The 20743-nt window shown below is 62.4% G+C and carries 25 protein-coding genes; 12 read left to right on the top strand and 13 right to left on the bottom strand.

Annotation, left to right across the window (positions count from 1 at the left end; translation table 11 throughout):
- Nucleotides 1-149: 149 nt before the first annotated feature.
- The 5 genes from rplM to erpA all read left to right on the top strand — a co-directional run bounded on the left by rplM (nt 150) and on the right by erpA (nt 2669).
- Nucleotides 150-620, top strand: coding sequence for a 50S ribosomal protein L13 (gene rplM / locus AC097A_RS05520; protein ID WP_105261331.1), 471 nt, complete (start codon nt 150-152; stop codon nt 618-620).
- Nucleotides 617-1009 carry a 30S ribosomal protein S9 gene (gene rpsI, locus AC097A_RS05515; RefSeq protein ID WP_105261330.1) on the top strand — a complete coding sequence of 131 codons (393 nt, stop codon included), beginning with the start codon at nt 617-619 and terminating at the stop codon, nt 1007-1009. Before rplM ends, rpsI begins: the two co-directional genes overlap by 4 nt.
- 90 nt (nt 1010-1099) lie before the next feature.
- Nucleotides 1100-1828, top strand: a complete 729-nt coding sequence (locus AC097A_RS05510) for a DUF6776 family protein (protein ID WP_105261329.1) — start codon at nt 1100-1102, stop codon at nt 1826-1828.
- 18 nt (nt 1829-1846) lie between these two features.
- Nucleotides 1847-2242 (top strand): bactofilin family protein, encoded by a 396-nt coding sequence (locus AC097A_RS05505; RefSeq protein ID WP_105261328.1) that lies wholly within the window; start codon nt 1847-1849, stop codon nt 2240-2242.
- Nucleotides 2243-2303: 61 nt separating this feature from the next.
- Nucleotides 2304-2669: an iron-sulfur cluster insertion protein ErpA gene (erpA, locus tag AC097A_RS05500; RefSeq protein WP_087495111.1), complete on the top strand. Its 366-nt coding sequence runs from the start codon at nt 2304-2306 to the stop codon at nt 2667-2669.
- Nucleotides 2670-2684: 15 nt separating this feature from the next.
- Here the strand turns inward: erpA and AC097A_RS05495 are convergent, their stop codons facing one another.
- Both AC097A_RS05495 and AC097A_RS05490 read right to left on the bottom strand, forming a co-directional pair.
- On the bottom strand, nt 2685-3800 hold the full coding sequence (locus tag AC097A_RS05495; RefSeq protein ID WP_479620056.1) for an anhydro-N-acetylmuramic acid kinase: 1116 nt from the start codon (nt 3798-3800) through the stop codon (nt 2685-2687).
- 9 nt (nt 3801-3809) lie between these two features.
- On the bottom strand, nt 3810-5177 hold the full coding sequence (locus tag AC097A_RS05490; RefSeq protein ID WP_479620055.1) for a peptidoglycan DD-metalloendopeptidase family protein: 1368 nt from the start codon (nt 5175-5177) through the stop codon (nt 3810-3812).
- Between the two features lie 122 nt (nt 5178-5299).
- Between AC097A_RS05490 and tyrS the strand changes: the two genes are divergently transcribed.
- Entirely contained in the window at nt 5300-6544 is a 1245-nt protein-coding gene (gene tyrS, locus AC097A_RS05485; RefSeq protein WP_479620054.1) for a tyrosine--tRNA ligase, read from the top strand.
- Nucleotides 6545-6552: 8 nt separating this feature from the next.
- Entirely contained in the window at nt 6553-7017 is a 465-nt protein-coding gene (gene dtd / locus AC097A_RS05480; protein ID WP_479620053.1) for a D-aminoacyl-tRNA deacylase, read from the top strand.
- 344 nt (nt 7018-7361) lie between these two features.
- Here the strand turns inward: dtd and ybeY are convergent, their stop codons facing one another.
- Nucleotides 7362-7808, bottom strand: a complete 447-nt coding sequence (gene ybeY, locus AC097A_RS05475) for an rRNA maturation RNase YbeY (RefSeq protein WP_479620052.1) — start codon at nt 7806-7808, stop codon at nt 7362-7364.
- Nucleotides 7808-8833 (bottom strand): PhoH family protein, encoded by a 1026-nt coding sequence (locus AC097A_RS05470; RefSeq protein ID WP_315478901.1) that lies wholly within the window; start codon nt 8831-8833, stop codon nt 7808-7810. The genes ybeY and AC097A_RS05470 overlap by 1 nt, the downstream gene beginning before the upstream one ends.
- A gap of 109 nt (nt 8834-8942) precedes the next feature.
- Here AC097A_RS05470 and ruvA point away from each other — a divergent pair, with 109 nt between their 5' ends.
- Nucleotides 8943-9515, top strand: a complete 573-nt coding sequence (gene ruvA / locus AC097A_RS05465; protein WP_315848928.1) for a Holliday junction branch migration protein RuvA — start codon at nt 8943-8945, stop codon at nt 9513-9515.
- A gap of 51 nt (nt 9516-9566) precedes the next feature.
- Here ruvA and AC097A_RS05460 read toward each other — a convergent pair whose 3' ends face one another.
- On the bottom strand, nt 9567-10661 hold the full coding sequence (locus tag AC097A_RS05460) for a carbonic anhydrase (protein ID WP_479620051.1): 1095 nt from the start codon (nt 10659-10661) through the stop codon (nt 9567-9569).
- A 153-nt stretch (nt 10662-10814) separates the two neighbouring features.
- On the opposite strand from AC097A_RS05460, the gene ruvB reads away from it, so the two are divergent.
- The gene (gene ruvB, locus AC097A_RS05455) at nt 10815-11888 is read left to right on the top strand and encodes a Holliday junction branch migration DNA helicase RuvB (protein ID WP_315493770.1); all 1074 of its coding nucleotides are present in this window, start codon (nt 10815-10817) and stop codon (nt 11886-11888) included.
- A gap of 5 nt (nt 11889-11893) precedes the next feature.
- Here ruvB and AC097A_RS05450 read toward each other — a convergent pair whose 3' ends face one another.
- The 8 genes from AC097A_RS05450 to AC097A_RS05415 form a co-directional block, all read right to left on the bottom strand.
- Nucleotides 11894-13648 carry a lysoplasmalogenase family protein gene (locus AC097A_RS05450; protein ID WP_479620050.1) on the bottom strand — a complete coding sequence of 585 codons (1755 nt, stop codon included), beginning with the start codon at nt 13646-13648 and terminating at the stop codon, nt 11894-11896.
- Nucleotides 13649-13718: 70 nt separating this feature from the next.
- Nucleotides 13719-14177: a hypothetical protein gene (locus tag AC097A_RS05445; protein ID WP_315493768.1), complete on the bottom strand. Its 459-nt coding sequence runs from the start codon at nt 14175-14177 to the stop codon at nt 13719-13721.
- Between the two features lie 14 nt (nt 14178-14191).
- Nucleotides 14192-14842: a histidine phosphatase family protein gene (locus tag AC097A_RS05440; protein ID WP_479620049.1), complete on the bottom strand. Its 651-nt coding sequence runs from the start codon at nt 14840-14842 to the stop codon at nt 14192-14194.
- The gene (locus AC097A_RS05435; protein WP_105261316.1) at nt 14843-15439 is read right to left on the bottom strand and encodes a DUF4136 domain-containing protein; all 597 of its coding nucleotides are present in this window, start codon (nt 15437-15439) and stop codon (nt 14843-14845) included.
- A gap of 10 nt (nt 15440-15449) precedes the next feature.
- Nucleotides 15450-16406, bottom strand: a complete 957-nt coding sequence (ttcA, locus tag AC097A_RS05430) for a tRNA 2-thiocytidine(32) synthetase TtcA (RefSeq protein ID WP_479620048.1) — start codon at nt 16404-16406, stop codon at nt 15450-15452.
- Between the two features lie 26 nt (nt 16407-16432).
- Entirely contained in the window at nt 16433-16804 is a 372-nt protein-coding gene (locus AC097A_RS05425; protein ID WP_479620047.1) for a dihydroneopterin aldolase, read from the bottom strand.
- A gap of 7 nt (nt 16805-16811) precedes the next feature.
- The gene (locus AC097A_RS05420; protein ID WP_105261315.1) at nt 16812-17213 is read right to left on the bottom strand and encodes a dihydroneopterin aldolase; all 402 of its coding nucleotides are present in this window, start codon (nt 17211-17213) and stop codon (nt 16812-16814) included.
- On the bottom strand, nt 17210-17992 hold the full coding sequence (locus AC097A_RS05415; protein WP_479620046.1) for an SDR family NAD(P)-dependent oxidoreductase: 783 nt from the start codon (nt 17990-17992) through the stop codon (nt 17210-17212). Before AC097A_RS05415 ends, AC097A_RS05420 begins: the two co-directional genes overlap by 4 nt.
- A 75-nt stretch (nt 17993-18067) precedes the next feature.
- On the opposite strand from AC097A_RS05415, the gene AC097A_RS05410 reads away from it, so the two are divergent.
- From AC097A_RS05410 to AC097A_RS05400, 3 genes are all read left to right on the top strand, one after another.
- A complete protein-coding gene (locus tag AC097A_RS05410; RefSeq protein WP_479620045.1) occupies nt 18068-19189 on the top strand; it encodes a class I SAM-dependent methyltransferase in 1122 nt (373 codons plus the stop codon).
- 95 nt (nt 19190-19284) lie between these two features.
- On the top strand, nt 19285-19653 hold the full coding sequence (locus AC097A_RS05405) for a phosphomannose isomerase type II C-terminal cupin domain (RefSeq protein WP_094477259.1): 369 nt from the start codon (nt 19285-19287) through the stop codon (nt 19651-19653).
- Between the two features lie 18 nt (nt 19654-19671).
- Nucleotides 19672-20655, top strand: a complete 984-nt coding sequence (locus AC097A_RS05400) for an ROK family protein (RefSeq protein WP_479620044.1) — start codon at nt 19672-19674, stop codon at nt 20653-20655.
- The last annotated feature ends 88 nt before the right edge of the window (nt 20656-20743 follow it).

The following is a 20743-nucleotide window of genomic DNA, read 5'->3' as shown; positions in this document are numbered from 1 at the left end:
TCGAGGGCTTCGCAGCGCTTTAGTGGTTCCGCGGCGAAGTTGCCAGAAGCGCCTAGCGCCCCGGCAAACCCCACCTAAGAGATTCCCATCAGAGGAACGCCGACCGTGGAAAAGAGCCCTGCAAACCCCTTCTTTTAAAGAGAAATCTCATGTCTACTTTCAGCGCAAAACCCGCTGAGGTCGTGCACGAGTGGTTTGTGATTGACGCGACCGACAAGGTCCTCGGACGAGTAGCCAGCGAAGTTGCTCTCCGTTTGCGCGGCAAACACAAGGCCATTTACACGCCTCACGTCGATACCGGTGACTTCATTGTCATCATCAACGCATCCCAATTGCGTGTCTCTGGTGCCAAGCCCATTGACAAGGTGTACTACAGCCACTCCGGCTACCCCGGTGGCATCTCTGCCATCAACTTCCGCGACATGCAAGCCAAGTTCCCTGGCCGCGCTTTGGAAAAAGCCGTCAAGGGCATGTTGCCCAAGGGTCCTCTGGGTTACGCCATGATCAAGAAGCTCAAGGTCTACGGCGGTGCTGAACACCCCCACACAGCCCAGCAGCCCAAGGTTCTGGACATTCCCGGTATTTCTCCCGCAGCAGTGAAACGTGAGGCCGCCAAATGATCGGTGAATGGAACAATGGCACCGGCCGTCGCAAATCCAGCGTCGCCCGCGTGTTTCTGAAAAAAGGCTCCGGCCAAATCGTGGTGAACGGCAAGGCCATCGAAAACTTTTTCGGTCGTGCAACTTCCATCATGATTTGCAAGCAGCCCCTGCTGTTGACGAACCACGCTGAAACGTTTGACATCATGGTCAACGTTGCAGGCGGCGGCGAGTCCGGCCAGGCTGGTGCAACTCGCCACGGCATTACCCGCGCTTTGATCGACTACGACGCTACCCTCAAGCCCGTCTTGAGCCAGGCTGGCTTCGTGACACGTGATGCACGTGAAGTCGAACGTAAGAAGGTCGGCTTCCACGGCGCTCGCCGTCGCAAGCAGTTCTCCAAGCGTTAATCGCCAGCAACGAATCGTTGCAATTGCAAAAGCCGCCAGGGTGCAAATCCTGGCGGCTTTTGTTTTGCGGGCTGCTAGACTTCGCCCTCCATGAGATTCCGCCTACTCCGTCGCCGCCTCACCATCAGTGCGCCCCGCATGGCGGTGCGCAGCGCTTTGCCCTGGCCGTTTCGCTGGGCGGTACTGGCCATCGTGTTGGGGTTTTGCGCGGCCATCGGTTTGTGGGCATTTGAGTTTGGCAAAGACATTGCAGGCCTGGAAAAGGGCTCCAAAGAAGAATTGATGCAGTTGCGGACCGAGGTCACCGCACTGCGGGGTGAGTTGGCTGCCGTCAAGGCCGAGCGCGACGAGGCGCAGTCGGTGGCCAATACGGCCGATACCCTGGTAACGGCCGAAAAAGCTTCGCATGAAAAACTGCTGGCGCAGGTCAAGCAGCTGGAGGCGGACAACCGCCTGCTGCGCGACGATTTAGGGTTCTTTGAGAAACTGATTCCTGCGGGGGCCGTGGAAGGTCTAGCGATTCGCGGTTTACAAGCAGAATTGATTGCCCCGTCAACGCTAAAATGGCAAACGCTGGTGATGCAGCCGGGTCGCAACACGCAAGAGTTCAATGGTCGTTTGGAAATAACTTTTGTGGGCACGGTGAATGGCAAACCCTGGACCGCAACCTTGCCCGATGGCGCCATGCCCATCAAGGTCAAGCAGTACGGACGCATGGAGGGCGAGTTGGCGCTTCCTCCTCAGGTGCTTGTCAAAAGTGTCTCGGCACGGGTTCTTGAGGGTTCGGTCGTTCGCGCGACCCAGACCATCAAGCTGTAGTGTTTACAGAGGTTCACCATGTTCAATAAGAAGAAACAGCCCCCGATCAAAAGCCTGATTGCAGAAGGTACCCAGATAGAGGGTAATGTGGCCTTCTCGGAGGGTCTGCGTGTGGATGGCGCCATCATTGGCAATGTGCTGGCCAGCGATGGCGGTGCCAGCATTCTTGTCATCTCCGATTCCGCCAGTATTACAGGCGAAATCACCGCGGACCACATCATTGTTAATGGCACCGTGAAGGGCCCCATCCATGCGCGTCACATGCTGGAGTTGCAGCCGAAAGCCCGCATTGAGGGCGACGTGGAGTACGCGGCCCTGGAGATGCACCAAGGTGCCCTGATCGCCGGCCAGTTGCGCCCGATGCTGGACAATGAAGAAAAACCCACACTGAAACTAGCGGCAAATAACCAGTAAAAGAATTCCCGAGCGGATTCCTGTACTATTTGCCCCATCTTGATTGAGACCGGAGTACGCCATGAGCGCCGTTGCTGAAAACATCCAAACCGAAATGCCCGCCCCCATCCTGTTCACCGACAGCGCAGCTGCCAAGGTGGCAGACCTGATTGCGGAAGAAGGCAACCCCGACCTGAAGTTACGCGTGTTTGTGCAGGGGGGCGGTTGCTCCGGCTTTCAGTATGGTTTCACCTTTGATGAAATCACCAATGAAGACGACACCACCATGACCAAAAATGGGGTTTCCCTGTTGATCGACGCCATGAGTTACCAGTACCTGGTGGGCGCCGAGATCGACTACAAGGAAGACCTGCAGGGTGCACAGTTCGTGATCAAGAACCCTAATGCCACAACGACCTGTGGTTGCGGTTCCTCGTTTTCGACCTGAGTGTTGCAGCCCTGCTTATGCAGGGTAGATTGCACCGAGCATGCGGGCGCCTTGGGCGCCCGTTACTTTTGGCAGGCTCGCGGTCTGGCGCAGGCAGGTTTGGCGCGCCAGCCAGGCAAAGGCCGTAGCCTCCACCTGCAAGGGCGGCAGGCCCCTGGCTTGTGACGACAGTACTTGGCAGCCCGGCAGATGGTGTGTCAGGCGCTGCATCAAATGGGTGTTCAGGGCGCCGCCGCCACAGACCACCAGTGTGCGGCAAGCCGGTGCGGTGGTGCGCAGGGCCTGTGCGCAAGATTGGGCGGTCAGCTCCGTCAGGGTGGCTTGCACATCCTGGGCCTGCAAATTTTCAAAACCACGCAGGTGGTGGGCTAGCCAATCGGTGTTGAACAAGTCCCGTCCCGTGCTTTTGGGCGGCGGTTTGGCAAAGAAAGGTTCACAAAGCAGGGTGGCCAGCAAGCCCGGGTCGACCTTGCCACTGGCGGCCCAGTGTCCGGCGTCGTCAAATGCCTGACCGGTGTGGGTGTGGCACCAGCCGTCCATCAGCGCGTTGCCTGGCCCGCAGTCAAAACCCAGAACCGGGGTGTCGGATGCCGGGTCCAACACGGTGATATTGGAAATGCCGCCAATATTCAACACCGCCTGTGTTGCGTCGGGGCGCCCAAAAAAAGCCTGGTGAAAAGGCGGTACCAGCGGAGCACCCTGGCCACCTGCGGCGACATCCCGGCTGCGGAAGTCGGCCACCACGTCAATGCCGCACAACTCGGCAAGCAAGGCCGGCTGGTTGAGTTGAAGGGTGTAGCCGGTGCCGTCGAACTCCTGGGGGCGGTGGCGCACGGTTTGTCCGTGGGCACCGATGGCGCGTACCGCATGGGCGGGGGTGAGCGTGTGTGCCAGCAAGGCCTGCACCACACCGGAGTAACTTCGTACCAAGGCGTTGCCGGCCAAGGCGGAACGGTGCAGCTCGTTGGGGCCGTCACGGTTCAGCGCCAACAGTTCTGCGCGCAAATCTGGGGGGAATGGGGCGTTGCTGTGGTGCAGCACACGCATGTGTCCGTTGGCAAAGTCGGCCAGTACGCCATCCACGCCGTCCAGCGACGTGCCGGACATCAGCCCGATGTACAGCTCAGACACTGGGTGGTTTTACTCCGCGCTGGCCAGGCTGACCTGGGCTGCTGCAGTGAGTTGGGCGCGGACTTTGGCCGCTGCCCGGTCGAACAGGGGCTTAGCGGATGCGGTGACGGGGACCGACTCGCTTTGGCGTGCAATGGTCAGTGGGTCGTGGTGCACGCCGTTGACGCGGAATTCAAAATGCAGATGTGGCCCGGTGGCCCAGCCCGTGGAGCCCACTGCACCAATGTTCTGTCCCTGGCTCACGTTCTGGCCTTTTTTGACGCCAATGCGGCTCAGGTGGGCGTAGACGGTGGTCTGGTTGTTGCGGTGTTTCACCATCACGACATTGCCAAAGCCGTTTTGTACGCCCGCAAAATCCACGACGCCATCGGCCACCGTGCGGACCGGCGTGCCGGTGGTGGCGGCATAGTCCACGCCCAGGTGGGCGCGCCAAGTTTGCAGAATGGGATGGAAGCGCATTTTGAAGCCGCTGCTCACGCGCGAAAACTCCATGGGTGATGCCAGGAATGCACGGCGCAGGCTGTCCCCTTCCAGCGTGTAATAACCGCCTTTGGGAGCGGTGCCAGAGGCTGCGGGCTCGCGGAACCACATGGCCTGGTGCGCCTTGCCGGCGTTGACAAACTCGGCACTCAACACGCGGCCGGAACGCAAAGGTTCGCCGTCGCCTTCCAAGGTTTCGTAGACGACCGAGAAATGGTCACCTTTGCGCAGTGCGCGGTGGAAGTCGATATCGCCCGAGAAAATTTCGGCCAGTTGCACGCCAATGGCATCGGGCAGACGGGCGTCGTCGGTGGCAGCAAACAAGGAGGTCTGGATGGTGCCGCCGCCCAAGCGGGTGGAGGCGACCAGGGGCAGGGTTTCCAATTGGGCCGTGAAACCCGTGCCGTTTTTGCGGATGCTCAGGCGCTTGAAGGTGCCGTCGTCCAGCGGGCTCCAGCGGGCGGTCAGGCCCAATAGCGACTGCTGGCTGTCTACTTCTGCGGTGACATTGCGGCCTGCACGGCCCAGCAGCACCTGCTGCACCTGGGTATTCGAACGCAGGAACGCCGCCGCGGCCGCATCAAACACACCCAGGCGCTTGAGCAGGCTATCGGCAGTGTCGGTAGAGCGCGTGACCTCGGACCGGTACAGCGGAATGGCAGGAAATGCGGTCAGCGTCTCGTTGGATTCGCTGGTTTGCAGAGGGATGGATTCGACCACGGTGCGCACAGGCAGGTCGGCCGCATCGGGCGCCAGGTTGGCGACCGCAAAAGTGGCGCCGGTACCGCCCACCAACAGGGCGGCAACGATGGCGGTGATGCGTTTGGGGTGGCGTTCTGTCAGGTCGCGTGCGAAGGCAAGACAGGTCTCAACGGCTTGGATCAATCCGTGTTTCAAAATCTGGGACTCCGGTGGATGGGGCGGCACGACTAAAATCCAGCCGCTGGCAACGAACACGTTGCAGGAGAGAGCCCGCAGTATAGCGGTCGCATACCCCCCGGCAACAAGAAAAAACCCTTATGAATCAAGCCTTAAGCCCCCAAATAGTTGTAAGCGATCGTGTCCGCGAAGCCCTGGCCGTGACCCTGCGTGGCGTGGAAGAACTGCTGCCGCAAGACGAGTGGGTGAAAAAGCTCGCCAAGTCGGAGGCCACCGGCACCCCCTTGCGTATCAAGCTGGGGCTGGATCCCACCGCGCCTGACATTCATATCGGCCATACCGTGGTGCTGAACAAGATGCGGCAATTGCAAGATCTGGGCCATACGGTGATCTTCCTGATCGGTGATTTCACCAGCATGATTGGCGACCCATCTGGCCGCAACAGCACGCGCCCGCCGCTGACCGCCGAGCAAATCAAGGTCAACGCCGAAACCTACCGCGCCCAGGCTGACAAGATCCTGGACCCCACCAAAACCGAGCTGCGCTACAACAGCGAATGGAGCGACCCGCTGGGTGCGCGCGGCATGATCCAGCTGGCCAGCCGCTACACCGTGGCGCGCATGATGGAACGCAACGATTTCCATGATCGCTTCAAGGCCGGCACGCCGATTGCCGTGCACGAGTTCTTGTACCCGCTAATGCAGGGCTATGACTCGGTGGCGCTCAAGAGTGACCTGGAGCTGGGCGGTACCGACCAGAAGTTCAACCTGCTGATGGGCCGCACGCTGCAGGCCGAATACGGCCAGGAGCCGCAATGTATCTTGACCATGCCGCTGCTCGAAGGCCTGGACGGCGTCGAGAAGATGTCCAAGAGCAAGAATAACTACATCGGCATCAGCGAGGACGCCAACACCATGTTCGCCAAGGTGTTGTCCATCTCGGACGTGCTGATGTGGAAGTGGTACACGCTGCTCAGCTTCCAGTCCGAGGCCGCCATCGCTGCGCTGAAGGCCGAAGTGGAAGGTGGTCGCAACCCCAAGGACGCCAAGGTCGCGCTGGCCAAGGAAATCACCGCACGCTTCCACAGTGCGGCGGCGGCGGATGCGGCCGAGCAGGACTTCATCAACCGCAGCAAAGGCGGCGTGCCGGACCAAATCGACGAAATCAGCCTACCCCTGGGCGAGGGCGGCGCGGCGCTGGGGATTGGCGCGCTGCTCAAGTCGGCCGGCCTGGCCGCGTCGAGCGGCGAGGGCAATCGGCTGATTGACGGCGGCGGCGTGCGCATTGACAGCAATGTGGTGAGCGACAAGGGCTTGAAGCTGGGCGCGGGCACCTACGTGCTGCAGGTGGGCAAGCGCAAGTTCGCCCGCGTGACACTCGCCTAAATCGCGCGATGCTGGCACTGGTGCAGCGGGTGCGTCGCGCCCAGGTGACGGTGGGCGGTGCCGTGGTCGGCAAGATCGACCAGGGCCTCTTGGTGTTGGTCTGTGCCGAGCAGGGTGACACTGAATCGCAGGGCGACAAGCTGCTGGCCAAACTGCTCAAGCTGCGCATCTTCAGCGATGCAGATGGCAAGATGAACCGCAGTGTGCAGGACCTGGACGGTGTGGGGCTGCATGGTGGCCTGCTCATCGTGAGCCAGTTCACCTTGGCGGCCGACACCTCAGGCGGCAACCGGCCCAGTTTCAAGGGGGCTGCTGCACCCGAGGACGGGCGGCGACTCTACGACTACTTTGTCGCTCAGTCGCGTTTGGCGCACCCCATCGTGCAGACCGGCATTTTTGCGGCGGACATGCAGGTGGAGCTGGTCAATGATGGGCCTGTCACCATTCCGATGCGGGTGGTGCCTGTTATCTGATTGCTATTGATTTAGTAGCTGCTTGCGCAGTATTCGCGTTGGCTAGGGGCTGAAAAGCCTGTAATTCTTTGGAATTTGCACGCGAGGGGATGGGGTCTGCGTTTTGCTCCGTGTCCCCCGCCCGCTGCGCGGGCTCCTCCTCTACCTACGCAAAACGCAGACCCCATCCCCTCGCTGGGCGCGTCGGAATACCAAAACTGTGTTTATGCAGCAAGGTCCCGGACACTCGCAGGAGCAGTGGGGTCGTGCATTTTGCGTAGGTAAAGGAGGAGGCCCCGCAGGGGCCGGGGACACGCAGCAAAATGTGCGGCCCCACTGCTCCGAAGCGCACACCAAAAAAAAACTCAGTAAGGGTTCTTAAATCCCAAGCGCGCCATGATCTCCGTCTCACGCAGCTCCATCACTTCCGCGTCTTCGTCCAACTCATGGTCCCAGCCCTGCGCGTGCAAGGTGCCGTGGACGATCATGTGGGCGTAGTGCTCTTCCAGCGTCTTCTTCTGCTCCTTGGCTTCCTTCGCGATCACCGGCGCGCACAGCACCAGATCCGCGGTCACCACGGGGTCTTGTGTGTAGTCAAAGGTCAGCACATTGGTGGCGTAGTCCTTCTGGCGGTACTCGCGGTTCAGCGTCTGGCCTTCTTCGGCATCGACGATGCGCACCGTGATTTCACCGTCTACCTCCAGCGTGTTGCGGATCCAGCGGATCACCTTGTGGCGCTTGAGTGCAGCGCGGTGCTTGTCGGCGTCTTTGATCTTGCCAAATTGCAGGGAGAGAGAGAGTTCGGGCAGCATCAACGGGCCTTGGTGGTCGTGGTTTTGGGGGAGCGGGTTTTGGGCAGGCCCACACGGGGCAGTTCTACCTCGGGTTCGGGGATGGCAATGCGCGGCAAGTCTTCCAGGCGCGCAGCGTCGTAGGCATCCACAATGCGGGCCACCAACGGGTGGCGCACGATGTCGGCGCTGGTGAGGCGGGTGATGGCAATGCCGGGCGTGCGGCGCAGGATGCGCTCGGCGTCCACCAGGCCGCTGAGCTGGGTCTTGGGCAGGTCAATCTGGCTCACGTCGCCCGTGATGACGGTCTTGGTGCCAAAGCCCACGCGCGTCAAAAACATCTTCATCTGCTCGGGCGTGGTGTTCTGCGCCTCGTCCAGGATCACAAACGCGTTGTTCAGCGTGCGCCCGCGCATAAAGGCCAGCGGCGCAATTTCCAGCTGCTGGCGCTCGAAGGCCTTGTGCACTTGGTCGTAACCCATCAGGTCGTACAGCGCGTCATACAGCGGGCGCAGGTAGGGGTCCACCTTCTGGTTCAAGTCACCGGGCAAAAAGCCCAGGCGCTCACCGGCTTCCACGGCAGGGCGCGTCAGCACGATGCGCTGTACCGCGCTGCGCTGTAGCGCGTCCACGGCAGCCGCCACGGCGAGGTAGGTCTTGCCGGTACCCGCGGGGCCAATGCCAAAGGTGATGTCGAACTCGGCGATGTTGTCCAGGTACACGGCCTGGTTCTGGCTGCGCGGTTTGAGGTCGGCGCGGCGGGTGGACAGCGTGGGGCCATCTGCGTCCGCACCACCGTCGCCACTGAGCATGAGCTGCACGGTGGAGGCGGCAATCGGGCGGCCGGCAATCTCGTACAGTGCCTGCAGCATCTCCATGGCACGCTGGGCTTGGGCTTTGGCGCCTTCCACCTTGAACTGCTCGTGGCGGTGGGCAATGCGCACCTCCAGTTCGCGCTCGATGGTGCGCAGGTGTTCGTCGGTCGGGCCACACAGGTGCGAGAGGCGGCTGTTGTTCAGCGGGGTGAAGGTGTGTTTGAGAATCAAGCTGATAATCCGGCAGGGCTAAGGGGCGCCAAGGCTGGCGTTACCCTGCATTGTCCCCAATGTTCGGCCGCCAGGCCACACCTCCCGCGACAACCCCAGGCAAAAGACCATGATCGGCAAACTCACAGGCATCCTCAGCGACAAAAATCCCCCCCAGGTCATCGTGGACTGTGGCGGTGTGGGTTACGAGGTGCAGGTGCCCATGAGCACCTTCTACAACCTGCCGGCCGAAGGCCAGAAGGTGAGCCTGCTGACCCACTTTGTGGTGCGCGAGGATGCGCAAATCCTCTACGGTTTTGGCTCCGCCAAAGAGCGCGAGGCCTTCCGTGAACTCATCAAGATCTCGGGTGTGGGCCCGCGTACGGCGCTGTCGGTGCTGTCGGGCATGGACGTGGGCGACCTGGCCCAGGCGGTGACGCTGCAAGAGGCCGGGCGCTTGGTCAAGGTGCCGGGCATTGGCAAGAAGACCGCCGAACGCCTGCTGCTGGAACTCAAGGGCAAGCTGGGCGCCGACATGGGCGCACCGCTGGGCGGCGCCAGCGATGCGCAGAACGACATCTTGCAAGCGCTGCTGGCCCTGGGCTACAGCGACAAGGAAGCCGCCGCCGCCCTCAAGGCGCTGCCCAAGGATGTGGGCGTGAGCGACGGTATCAAGCTGGCCCTCAAGGCATTGGCAAAATAGGCCTCTAGCGCCCGTGGATATTGCGCAAGAAGCTACTGAATTTATAGCAAATCACTGTGCCTCACGCACCGGGCGGCCGTTCAGGGCTTGCACCGGGCGCGCATTGTTGGGGTAGAGCTGGGTGAAGAGTTTGAGCTGGCTGCGGCTCAGTGAGGTGGGCTGTTTGAGCACCATCCACAACACGCCCTCGGAACAGGGCGGCGTGGTCAGCGAGCCCATGAACTGGTAGTAGCGCTGGTCGGCCGGCAGCAGTTCGTTGAGGTTGAGCAACTCGCGCGGCATGCGCACGCGGTCGCCTGCGTCCAGCGGCATATAGGTCCACACCTTGTCCACCATGGGGTTGGCCTCGCCGGGCTGCAGCAGTACGGCCACCACCGCCAGCTGGCCCTCGTCGCTCTTGTGCACCAGGTGCGCCACCATGGCGGCACGCTGCCCGTTGATTTGTTCCTCGGACGGTGAATGGAAGTGGAACTGCAACAGCCGGTAGCGTGCGCCCCGCACAGTGATGCTGTTTTCGCCCTGCACATCCACCTGGATGGTGTGGCCGTTGTTGATCACCGTGCCATTGCTGGGTACATAGTTGAACTTCACCGGTTCGGCCGGTCCCTGCAAGGTGTTGCCGTCTTCGATGTTGATAGGAGACTGGCGTTTGCCCAGGGCGCAGACGTTGAAGTCGGGTTTGAGCTTGCCCCAGGCCTGCGGGCCGGCTTCGCCCTCGTACGACCAGTGCACGTCGCCACCATGGGCGTCCGCCGCATGCGCAGCCGGTGCCATCTGTACGGTCTGGCCGTGGCCCACCAGGGCGGCGGCGCGGGCTTGGGCACTGGTGGTGTGTGTGCTCTTGGTGCTCACGGGCGCCGGTGTGCCGTTGCCCGCCGCTTTGCCGCTGACCACGATGGTGAGTTTCTTCTTACCTGGCACCGCAGTACCCAGCGCCTCACGCAGCTGGTCGCCCACTTCTTTGGGGCTGGAGGCACTGGTGGCCGTGATGTCGGCTGTTGGTTTTTTGACCCCACTTTTGGGCGCTGGGGGCGGGTCGTTTGCGTTGGCCAGACCGGTCAACAGCAGCAGGGCGCAAAGAAGGGCGGGCGAACGGGGTGTACGCCGTGCCAGGCGGCGGTGCAAGGCTGGTGGGCGGAAGAGCATGGGGGCGTGGCCTTTCAGACGTGCACGGACGGGAATGGGGGGCTTGGCTTTTGTATCGGCAGTTGTGGCCCGCTTCTTGAGCTGCGGCCATCGCAGGCTATAGTGGCAGCCCACCCCACGTTTCGCCCATTTTGCAACCTACAGGCCCTTTGCGTGAGCATCCAGACCGACGATTTTGCTGTCCCCCCCTTGCCCGCTGGCACCAGCCGGGTGGTGTCTGCCGCCCCTACTTCGAGCAGCGAAGAAGCGATTGAGCGTGCACTGCGCCCCAAGCTGTTGGACGAGTACGTGGGTCAGACCAAGGTGCGTGAGCAGCTGGAGATTTTCATTGGTGCGGCACAAAAACGTGGTGAGGCGCTGGACCACGTGTTGCTGTTTGGCCCGCCCGGCCTGGGCAAGACCACGCTGTCCCACATCATTGCCCACGAGCTGGGTGTGAACCTGCGCCAAACCAGCGGCCCCGTGCTCGAAAAACCCAAGGACCTGGCTGCGCTGCTGACCAACCTGGAAAAGAACGACGTTCTGTTCATTGACGAAATCCACCGCCTCTCGGCCGTGGTGGAAGAAATCTTGTATCCCGCCCTGGAGGACTACAAGATCGACATCATGATCGGCGAGGGCCCTGCAGCGCGCTCCATCAAGCTGGACTTGCAGCCCTTCACGCTGGTAGGCGCCACCACGCGCGCCGGCATGCTGACCAACCCGCTGCGTGACCGTTTTGGCATCGTGGCGCGGCTGGAGTTTTATACCAACGAAGAGTTGGCCCGCATCGTCAAGCGCAGCGCAGGGCTACTGGGCGTGCCGATGGATGAAGATGGCGGCTTCGAGATCGCCCGCCGTTCGCGCGGCACCCCGCGTATTGCCAACCGCCTGTTGCGCCGCGTGCGCGACTACGCCGAAGTCAAGGGCAGCGGCACCATCACGCTGGACATGGCCAACCGCGCACTCGCCATGCTGGACGTGGACCCGCAAGGCCTGGACCTGATGGACCGCAAACTGCTGGAGGCCGTGATCCACCGCTTTGACGGTGGCCCGGTAGGGCTGGACAACATTGCCGCCAGCATTGGCGAAGAGCGCGAAACCATCGAGGATGTGATCGAGCCCTACCTGATTCAGCAAGGCTATCTGCAGCGCACACCGCGCGGGCGCATTGCCACGCTGGCCGCTTACCGCCACCTGGGGGTGACGGCGCCCGCCGGTCCGGCGGTGGACCTGTTGGGCGACTGAGGGCGCTACCCCCGCGTAGCCGGGGCCTGGTGCAGGCGCGCCAGCACGTGGTGCACGATCAGCAACTGCGCGGCGTAGTAGGTCAGCAAAATCCAGAACGGGGCCAGGGGTACGGGGGTGAGGAACTTGTTGATGGCAATCAGCGAGTCGCTGAGCATGAACACACAGGCCCCCACCGCTACCCAGCGCGATGCCGCATCGCCCTGCACGTTGGCCCGTGACCAGGCCTGCGCAGCCATGAGGCAGATGACGGTGACATAGGCGCCCACGGCGCCCTTGAGCACCGGGTCGCCCAGGCTGCCCCACAGCACCGCAACCATCAGTGCGCCAAAGGCCAGCAGGCCCCACAGCACCTTGCGCTGCACAAACCAGCCCACGCCCTGGCGGAACAAGGCGATGTAGAACAGGTGGGCCACCAAAAACGACGCCAGACCGGGGATGAAGTAGTCGCCCGGCAGCATGAGGAACACATCCCCACCCAGCGAAAACAGCAAGGCAGCCAGCAGCAGTGCCACGGATTTTGTATCAAATTGGCCTCTAGACCTCATGGATGCTGCGCAAGCAGCTACAAAAACCATAGCGATGATCATGACCAAGGGCTTGGTCAGCAGGTAGTAGGGCAGCAACTCCATGGCGCCCAGTGTGGCCAGGGCCGCAGCTTCCACCATCAGCACCTCCAGGGCGCTCAGGGTGTGTTGCAGGTAGCGGCCCAGCGCCCACACCCCAGCCGACAGGGCCACGCAGCCCACCGCTGCGTGGGCAAAACTCAAACCGTCTGCCACCCACAAATAGCCCGCTACGGCGCCCAGCAACACCACAAACTGCAAGCCGGCAAACCACTGCTGGCCTGTACTCAGCACCGGGTTGAAGGTCTGCACCTGTTCTAGCTGGAAGGCGGGCTTGGGGTAGGCGGCAGCCAAGTCCGCAGGCTGCCAGCCCGGTGGTTTGAACCACACGCGCAACTTGTCGCTCCAGCGGCGGGTGGCCCAGCTGTCCTTGGCCAGGCCCCAGTAGACGTCGGCATTGGCCCACAGCGGGTCCCAGCTGTTGAGTGGGCCGCGCGTGCCATAGACGCAGGGCTCCTTCTCTTCGGTAAAGGTGCCAAACATGCGGTCCCACAGCACCAGAATACCGCCGTAGTTTTTGTCGATGTACGGGTCGTTCACCGCGTGGTGCACGCGGTGGTTGCTGGGCGAGCAGAACACGCGGTCAAACCAGCCCAGCTTGCCCACCTGCTCGGTGTGCACCCAGAACTGGTAGAGCAGGTCGATCAGGGCCACGATGCCGAAGATCAGCGGCGGCACACCTGCCACCGCCATCGGCAGGTAAAAGACCCAGCCGAACAAGGCGCCGCTGCTGGTCTGGCGCAGGGCGGTGGAGAGGTTGTAGTGTTGGCTCTGGTGGTGCACCACATGGGCCGCCCAAAACAGCGCCACCACGTGGCCGGCGCGGTGCAGCCAGTAATAACAAAAGTCGTAAAACACCAGGGCCAGCACCACGCCGTACCAGGTTTTCCAGAACTCCAGATCCGGGAACAGGGCCACTGCGCCAAACACCGCGGTGTAAATGCCCACGCTCAGCACCTTGGTGAGCACACCACCCACCTGGCTCAGGATGCCCAGGCTGATGCTATTGATCGCGTCGTTGAGCCGGTAGGCCTGTGTACTGGGCACGCGGGCGGTGGCGCGGCGGCTCCAAAAGAACTCCAGGGCGATCAGCAGCAGGAAAACGGGGGTGGCGAATACGATGACTTTGCTCATGCCGGCATTTTTGCCGAGCAAGCGCTTGGTGCCGAGCGGGACAACCCTAGGGCGCTGTAGAGCGGCGCTTCTAGTTTTGCCGGAAGTCGCGCCACTGCGTGCGCGTAAACCAGGCGCAGACAGCACCCAGCACTGCATAAAAGGCGAGCGTGCCCCAGGCGATGTCGGGGTAGTCCCAGGCGAAGCTCAACACGGCGGTGACGCTGATCAGGCACAGCAGGCCCGAAAGTACCGCCCACACCAGGGCCAGCCCGCGCTCCACCCCTGACTTGAGATGCTCCACCGTGTCCTGGGTCTGCTGCCAGGCTTCGGCCGCATCGGCCAGCGGACTGCGGTTTTGGGCGGCCAGGGCTTCGGCCACATTGGCCTGGCTGGCCAGTGCCGCGAAGTCGCCCTGCGCGGGCCGACGCGCGCGTTTGCGCCACCAGAACACCAGGAACAGCAGCACGATCACGGCCAGGATAAGCCCTATGTAGAGCAGCTGATCCTGCCACGGGACAGAGGCTGCGTGCACCCAGTAGTGGCCCATGCCGGTACTCCGTGTCAGGTGCTGGATTCGTCCAGCGTGCTTTCGTCCAGGTGGCCGGTGTCGGCCCAGCCCACCAGGGTCAGGGCGTCGGGCGTCCAGAGCAGGCGGTTGATGGCAGCATTGCCCAGCTCCCAGGTGCGCGGGGCGTGCAGCTCTTGCTGCGTGGCCAAGCGGTACAGCATGTCCATCACGCCACCATGCGCCACCAGCACGATGTGTTCGCCCAGGTGCTGGGCGGCAATCTCGTTCACGGTGCGCGAGACGCGGGCTAACAGCTGTGTGGGTGTTTCGCCACCTGGCGGTGCAAAGTGCGGGTCACGTGTTTTCCAGCGGCGCGACTCTTCGGGCCACTGCTCGGCAATGGCGGCCCAGGTCTGGCCTTCAAACGTGCCAAAGCCACGTTCCCGCAGGCCGGTGTGCAGGCGCACCGTGCGTGCGCCAGGGGTGCTGCTGTGCTGGGCAATGGCCTGGGCGGTGGTGTGGGCGCGCGACAGGTCGCTGCTGTAGATGTGGTCAATGGCTTCATCGGCCAGCGCCAGTCCCACGCGCTGCGCCTGCCAGAGGCCGCGGTTGTTGAGGCCGATGTCGAGCTGGCCCTGGATGCGGGTGTCCACGTTCCAGGCGGTTTCGCCGTGGCGTACGGCAATGATGCGGGTGGCCGCCATTCAGCGTGTGTCCCGGCCTGCTGCAGGCAGCTCCACCACCACCCGGCGCTTGGTCGGAAGGGGATAGTCCTTGAGCGCGGCCTCCAGCATGGGGGGCAGCAGGTTTAGCGTGTCGCGCCAGGGGCCTTCGAACACGGCCGCTGTCTCGTACGCGAGCTGACCGGTGCCGCTGTCGCGCAGCAGCAGCTGGGTGCGGTGGCGGAACCAAGGTGTCTCCACGTTCATGGTCCACGGCCACTCTTCGTACACCAGCCCATTGGCACCCACCACCAGCTTGGGGCGCGGCGGGCGGTAGTGCGGGTTACGCATGCCGTCCACCGACACATTTACCTGCACCAGGTAGCGAGCTGCGCTGTCATTGCGCTGCAGGCCGATGTGGTCCAGCGCCTCTTGGGCCAGCGCTTCGATCTGGTCTTGGTCGGAGCTGTCCGCTTGCGAGGGCAAGCGCTCGAACCGGTAGCTCGCGCCCGTGAGAGCCGGTGCATTACCCACAAAACTCTGCACATCGCTGTCGATCATGCGCGGCAGCGAACAGCCCGTGAGGGCCACCGCCGCCAGCAGGAGCAGGGTGCGTTGCAGCCAGGTGGAGTGCGCCATGTGTGGCTCCTTAGAGCGTGACCACTTGCACGCCTGGCAAGCCGCTCAGGCTGGGCAGTGCGGGGGCCGGGAACTCTTCCTCGTCAAAGGCCTTGTCACCGTTCTCGTCTTCCAGACCGGTGGGGCGGATGGCCTTGAAGTCGTGCTTGGTGTGGTCCATCAGGTGCGAAGGCACCACGTTCTGCAGCGCTGTGAACATGGTCTCGGCACGGCCCGGGTACTGCTTTTCCCAGTCGCGCAGCATATTGCCAATCTGCACGCGCTGCAGATTGGTCTGGCTACCGCACAGTGAGCAGGGGATGATGGGGAATGCACGGTGCGCGGCCCAGCGGATCAGATCCTTTTCGGCCACATAGGCCAGCGGGCGGATCACCACAAACTCGCCGTTGTCGCTGGTCAGCTTGGGCGGCATGCCCTTGAGCTTGCCGCCAAAGAACATGTTCAAGAAAAACGTTTGCAGCATGTCGTCGCGGTGGTGGCCCAGCGCGAGTTTGTTGCACTTGAGCTTGCGCGCCACGTTGTACAGAATGCCCCGGCGCAGGCGGCTGCACAGGCTGCACATGGTCTTGCCTTCGGGAATGTTCTTCTTGACGATGGAGTAGGTGTCCTGCGTCTCGATATGGAACTCCACACCCAGCTTGGCCAGGTACTCGGGCAGGATGTGGTCGGGGAAGCCGGGCTGCTTCTGGTCCAGATTCACGGCCACAATCTTGAAGTCGATGGGCGCGCGCTGCTGCATCTTCAGCAGGATGTCCAGCATGCCGTAGCTGTCCTTGCCGCCGGACATACAGACCATCACACGGTCGCCTTCCTCGATCATGTTGAAGTCCATGATGGCCTGGCCGACCTGGCGGCACAGGCGTTTTTCCAGCTTGTGCGTTTCGCGCTCGATCTTCAGCTCTTTGTCCCGGTTGGACGCCGCATGTGCGGCCTCTGCGGCTTCATCTTCTACCCACACTGCACTCATAGTTTTCTCCATTGCGCCTTGTGCGCTTACCACTGGCCCGTCTCCATACGGATGGCCACTTCACAATCTTCAAAAATTTCTAGCTTTGCAATCTTGACCCGCACGCCCAGCACGCCGGGCAGTTGCATCAGGCGGTGTGCGAGTTTGCCAATCAGCGTTTCCAGCAGGTTCACATGTTCAGCCGTGCATTCGGCAATGATGATTTGGCGCACCTTGCGGTAGTCCAGCACATGGTTGATGTCATCGTCGTGTGGCAGCAGGGGCTGGGTGCCCAGGCTCAGTTCGGCGTCCACCTGGATCGGCTGGGGCGCGGTTTTTTCCGATTCCAGAATGCCCAGGTTCGCGTCGAAACGCAGGCCCGTGAGGGTCAGGGTTTGGTGACCGGTGTTGGCCTTCATGCTCTCTTCACGCATTGGCGCCTTTCATGCGAAATACTTCAACGCCCACGCCCGCACAGTCGGGGTACACGTCGGGCTTTTGGGTGGACAGGCGCACGGCGCGCACCTGCGGATGGGCCAGCAACCGGGCGGCCAAATCGTCGCACAGGGTTTCCTGCAATTCCACGTGGCCTTGGGCAATGCGTGCGGCGATGACTTCGCGCACAAAGTCGTAGTCCACCACTTCGGCCAGCTTGTCGGCCTTGGGTGTGGTGCTGGCATAGGGCACAAACAACTCTACGTTGAACACCAGGCGCTGGGTCACGCCCTTCTCAAAGTCATGCGCGCCAATCTGCACCGGCACCACGTGGTCACGCAGGAACAGGCGGCGGCACTCCACGGCCAGGGTTTCAAACATACGGTCGCTCATGGCGCGGCTCCGTTGGCGGCGGGCACCATGAACATCACGTCGCGCGCCAAAGGCACCAGGTGTTGTCCGTTGTCCACGGCAATGGTCACACCGTTGATGGCGGGGTTTTGTGCCAGGAACACGCAGGTAGCAGCCACCTGGGCGGGGTCCAGCGGCGTGCGCTGCAGGTTCACCCGGGCGGCCTGGTCGAAGTTGTCCTGGGTTTGCGGGCCGCTCAAAAACATCAACCCCGGAGCCACGCCGCAGACGCGGATGGCTGGCGCCAGCGCCTGCGCTTGCAGGGCCACGGCTCGTTCCAGCGCCAGTTTGGTCACGGTGTAAGAAAAATAATCGGGGTTCAGGTTGAACACCTTTTGGTCCAGCACGTGGATGATGCTGCGCGCGCCCGATGGCTCACTGGTATCGGTTTGCGCCATCAGGCTGGACAGCGACAAGGGCGCCAACAGATTCACCTCGATTTGCTGGCGCGCGCCGTCCACATCCATGGCCTGCCCGCTGTCGGGCTCAAAGCTGGAGGCATTGTTCACCAGGCAATGCAGTGGGCCGGATTGGGCAGCAATTTTTTGCACCATGGCGCGGCGGCTGTCTTCCTGGCCCAGGTCGGCCTGGATGGCATGGGCGGTGTAGCCCTGGGCGCGCAGCTTGGCGCACAGCGCCTCGGCCGCCTCGGCACTGCGCTGGTAGTGGCACCATACTTCCCACCCCGCCTGCGCAAACTGGGCGCACAGCAGCGCACCCAGGCGATGGGCGCCACCGGTGACGAGTACGCGTTTAAGCACCAAATAGTCCTTGAGCAGAGTGGGGGTGAGGGGGCAAGATAATCCTTGGCTTTACCAAACACGAGACCGTTGTTCATGTTCACTGCCGAAAGCATTCCGGCCAGCCTGACCCGAATTATCGCGGATGCCACCGAAAAGGCAGGGGGTTGGCAGGGTTTTGACGCGTTTATGGGCCAGGCCCTCTACACACCGGGCCTAGGTTATTACGCCAATGGCCTGTCCAAATTCGGCCAGATGCCTCAAGGCCTGCGCAGTGCCGAGGGCGTGACCGGGGCTGGCAGCGACTTTGTTACGGCGCCGGAAATGACACCGCTGTTTGGTCAGGCGCTGGCCCGCCAGGTGGCGCAAGTGCTGGAGGCGACTGGTACGGATGAGGTGTGGGAATTTGGCGCGGGCACCGGCGCCCTGGCCCTGCAACTGCTGGAGGCCCTGGGCGACCAGGTGCGCAGTTACACGATTGTGGATTTGTCGGATTCGCTCAAGGCGCGGCAGGCACAGACGCTGGTGGCCCATGCCGACAAGGTGCGCTGGGTGAGCGAGCTGCCGGCCCAGTTGCGCGGCGTGGTGGTGGGCAATGAGGTGTTGGATGCCATGCCGGTGCAACTGCTGGTGCGCAAAAGTGGCGTCTGGTTTGAGCGTGGTGTGGTGGTGGAGCAGGGCGTTTTGCAGTGGAGCGACCGGCCTACGGCACTGCGACCACCGGTCGAGATTGAAGGCGAACACGACTACCTCACGGAGATCCACCCCCAGGGCGAGGCCTTTGTGCGCACCCTGGCCGACCGCCTGGAACTGGGTGCTGCCCTGTTGCTGGACTATGGGTTCCCTGAGAGTGAGTACTACCATGCACAGCGCCATATGGGCACGGTGATGTGCCACCAGGCGCACCGCAGCGACCCGGACCCGCTGCAGGCCGTGGGCCTGAAAGACATCACCGCTCACGTCAATTTCACCGGCATCGCCTTGGCCGCGCAGGACGCCGGGCTGGACGTGCTGGGCTACACCAGCCAGGCCCACTTCCTGATCAACTGCGGCTTGGTGGAGGCCATGCAAGATGCGCCGCTACCGGAGCGCGTGGCGGCGCAAAAGCTGATTCTGGAGCACGAAATGGGCGAGTTTTTCAAGGTCATTGCGCTGGGGCGTGGCGTTGACGCACCCTTGCTGGGCTTTGCACGCGGCGACCGGACCCACCGCCTGTAAAAAGGGCGCAAGCGAACCGGGGTGGTAACGACGCTGTAACAGCCAGGGGGGCTTGCAAGTTAGTATCGGCCGCGAGTTTTAAGGAATGTTTAATCATGACGACCACCCACCGCACAGAGACCATTGAACGCACGCTCCGCCCCTGGGGCTGGTACGAGACCGTGTCGGAGGTGGCGGGCAACAAGATCAAACGCATCGGCGTACTGCCAGGCCAGCAGCTGAGCTTGCAAAAGCACCACCAGCGCGCAGAACACTGGGTGGTGACCCAGGGCACCGCCCGCATCACGCTGGATGACAAGGTGTTTGACCTGACACAGGGCCAGCACTGCGACATCGCCGTGGGGCAGGTGCACCGCTTGGCCAACCTGACCACCGAGCCGGTGGAAATTGTGGAGGTGCAGTTTGGCGCCTACCTGGGCGAAGATGACATCGTGCGCCTGCAAGACGACTACGGCCGCCAGTAATTGAGGAACCCAAGCACCATGGCAACGACAACTTCAACTCCTTTTGTTCAACTGCCCGCGGGCTGCCCACCGGTGGCCTGTGTGGACATTGGCGGCACCAAAGTGGCCGTGAACATGGCCGACGCCCAAGGCGTGCGCGGCAAAGTATCGGAACCCACAGCCAAGGTGGGTAACAACGACGCGTTGGCGCAGCAAATCATCCGCATGATTGGCGAGAGCTGTGCTTTGGCCGGCATTGCGGTGGCCGACATTTCTGCGGTGGGTGTGGCCACCTGCGGCCCGTTTGTCATCAACCAGGGCATGGTCGAGCTGGCTGGCCCCAACATTTGCGGCGGTTTGGCCGGCAAGGCCCGTGGCCTGCCCAATGACTGGACCACGGCCCTGCTGGAAGCCCCGCTGAAGGCGGTTTTCCCGAATGTGCGGGTGGAAAACGATGGCGTGGGAGCGTTGGAGGCGGAGCGCCGCTGGGGCGCCCTGCAGGGACAAGACAACTGTGCCTACGTGACCTGGAGCACCGGCATTGGCATGGGCCTGTGCGTGGACGGCCACATTCTGCGTGGCAAAAACGGCAACGCAGGGCACGCGGGCCACACCTTTGTGAGCACCAACGATGACGCCCTGTGCGGCTGCGGCTTGGTGGGCGATGTGGAGGGGCTGGTGGCGGGTAACGCCATTCCGCGCCGTTTTGGCAAAGACGGTTTTGCCGACGCTGCTACGCTTTTCATAGCTGCTCGCGCAGGTGATGCGGGTGCCGTGGCCATTGTGGATGGTCTTTGTGATGTGATGGGGCGTACCCTCTTCAACATGGTGGCGACGCTGGATTTGCAGCGCATTAGTGTGGGCGGCAGTGTGTTCTGGCACAACCGCGACTACTTGCTACCCAAGCTGCAGGCCTACCTGCAGGGCAAGCTGCCGGCGCTGACCCAGGGCGTGGAGATCATGCCCGCTGGCCTGGGCGAGCAGGTGGGCGACTACGCCGCCTTGGCCCTTGTGGTGCCCTGATTTTGATCAATTTAATTGATTTAAGTCGCCCTAGGGAAACTCCTAGTAGTTCAATGTTGAAAATTAATGAAAAATTAATTAATTCGAA

It is taken from the genome of Rhodoferax sp. XS2R6 (assembly GCF_056521365.1).
Note: the sequence above shows the minus strand (reverse complement) of the source record. Positions and strands in the feature narration are given on the sequence as shown.

What these genes read in the sequence shown, in the direction of transcription:
- AC097A_RS05435 (WP_105261316.1), bottom strand. Translation starts at nt 15,439, where the DNA reads ATGGCGCACTCCACCTGGCTGCAACGCACCCTGCTCCTGCTGGCGGCG.
- AC097A_RS05405 (WP_094477259.1), top strand. Translation starts at nt 19,285, where the DNA reads ATGACGACCACCCACCGCACAGAGACCATTGAACGCACGCTCCGCCCC.
- rplM (WP_105261331.1), top strand. Translation starts at nt 150, where the DNA reads ATGTCTACTTTCAGCGCAAAACCCGCTGAGGTCGTGCACGAGTGGTTT.
- ybeY (WP_479620052.1), bottom strand. Translation starts at nt 7,808, where the DNA reads ATGCTGCCCGAACTCTCTCTCTCCCTGCAATTTGGCAAGATCAAAGAC.
- AC097A_RS05425 (WP_479620047.1), bottom strand. Translation starts at nt 16,804, where the DNA reads ATGAAGGCCAACACCGGTCACCAAACCCTGACCCTCACGGGCCTGCGT.
- tyrS (WP_479620054.1), top strand. Translation starts at nt 5,300, where the DNA reads ATGAATCAAGCCTTAAGCCCCCAAATAGTTGTAAGCGATCGTGTCCGC.
- AC097A_RS05510 (WP_105261329.1), top strand. Translation starts at nt 1,100, where the DNA reads ATGAGATTCCGCCTACTCCGTCGCCGCCTCACCATCAGTGCGCCCCGC.
- dtd (WP_479620053.1), top strand. Translation starts at nt 6,553, where the DNA reads ATGCTGGCACTGGTGCAGCGGGTGCGTCGCGCCCAGGTGACGGTGGGC.
- AC097A_RS05440 (WP_479620049.1), bottom strand. Translation starts at nt 14,842, where the DNA reads ATGGCGGCCACCCGCATCATTGCCGTACGCCACGGCGAAACCGCCTGG.
- ttcA (WP_479620048.1), bottom strand. Translation starts at nt 16,406, where the DNA reads ATGAGTGCAGTGTGGGTAGAAGATGAAGCCGCAGAGGCCGCACATGCG.
- AC097A_RS05420 (WP_105261315.1), bottom strand. Translation starts at nt 17,213, where the DNA reads ATGAGCGACCGTATGTTTGAAACCCTGGCCGTGGAGTGCCGCCGCCTG.
- ruvA (WP_315848928.1), top strand. Translation starts at nt 8,943, where the DNA reads ATGATCGGCAAACTCACAGGCATCCTCAGCGACAAAAATCCCCCCCAG.
- AC097A_RS05410 (WP_479620045.1), top strand. Translation starts at nt 18,068, where the DNA reads ATGTTCACTGCCGAAAGCATTCCGGCCAGCCTGACCCGAATTATCGCG.
- AC097A_RS05505 (WP_105261328.1), top strand. Translation starts at nt 1,847, where the DNA reads ATGTTCAATAAGAAGAAACAGCCCCCGATCAAAAGCCTGATTGCAGAA.
- AC097A_RS05445 (WP_315493768.1), bottom strand. Translation starts at nt 14,177, where the DNA reads ATGGGCCACTACTGGGTGCACGCAGCCTCTGTCCCGTGGCAGGATCAG.
- AC097A_RS05450 (WP_479620050.1), bottom strand. Translation starts at nt 13,648, where the DNA reads ATGAGCAAAGTCATCGTATTCGCCACCCCCGTTTTCCTGCTGCTGATC.
- erpA (WP_087495111.1), top strand. Translation starts at nt 2,304, where the DNA reads ATGAGCGCCGTTGCTGAAAACATCCAAACCGAAATGCCCGCCCCCATC.
- AC097A_RS05460 (WP_479620051.1), bottom strand. Translation starts at nt 10,661, where the DNA reads ATGCTCTTCCGCCCACCAGCCTTGCACCGCCGCCTGGCACGGCGTACA.
- AC097A_RS05400 (WP_479620044.1), top strand. Translation starts at nt 19,672, where the DNA reads ATGGCAACGACAACTTCAACTCCTTTTGTTCAACTGCCCGCGGGCTGC.
- rpsI (WP_105261330.1), top strand. Translation starts at nt 617, where the DNA reads ATGATCGGTGAATGGAACAATGGCACCGGCCGTCGCAAATCCAGCGTC.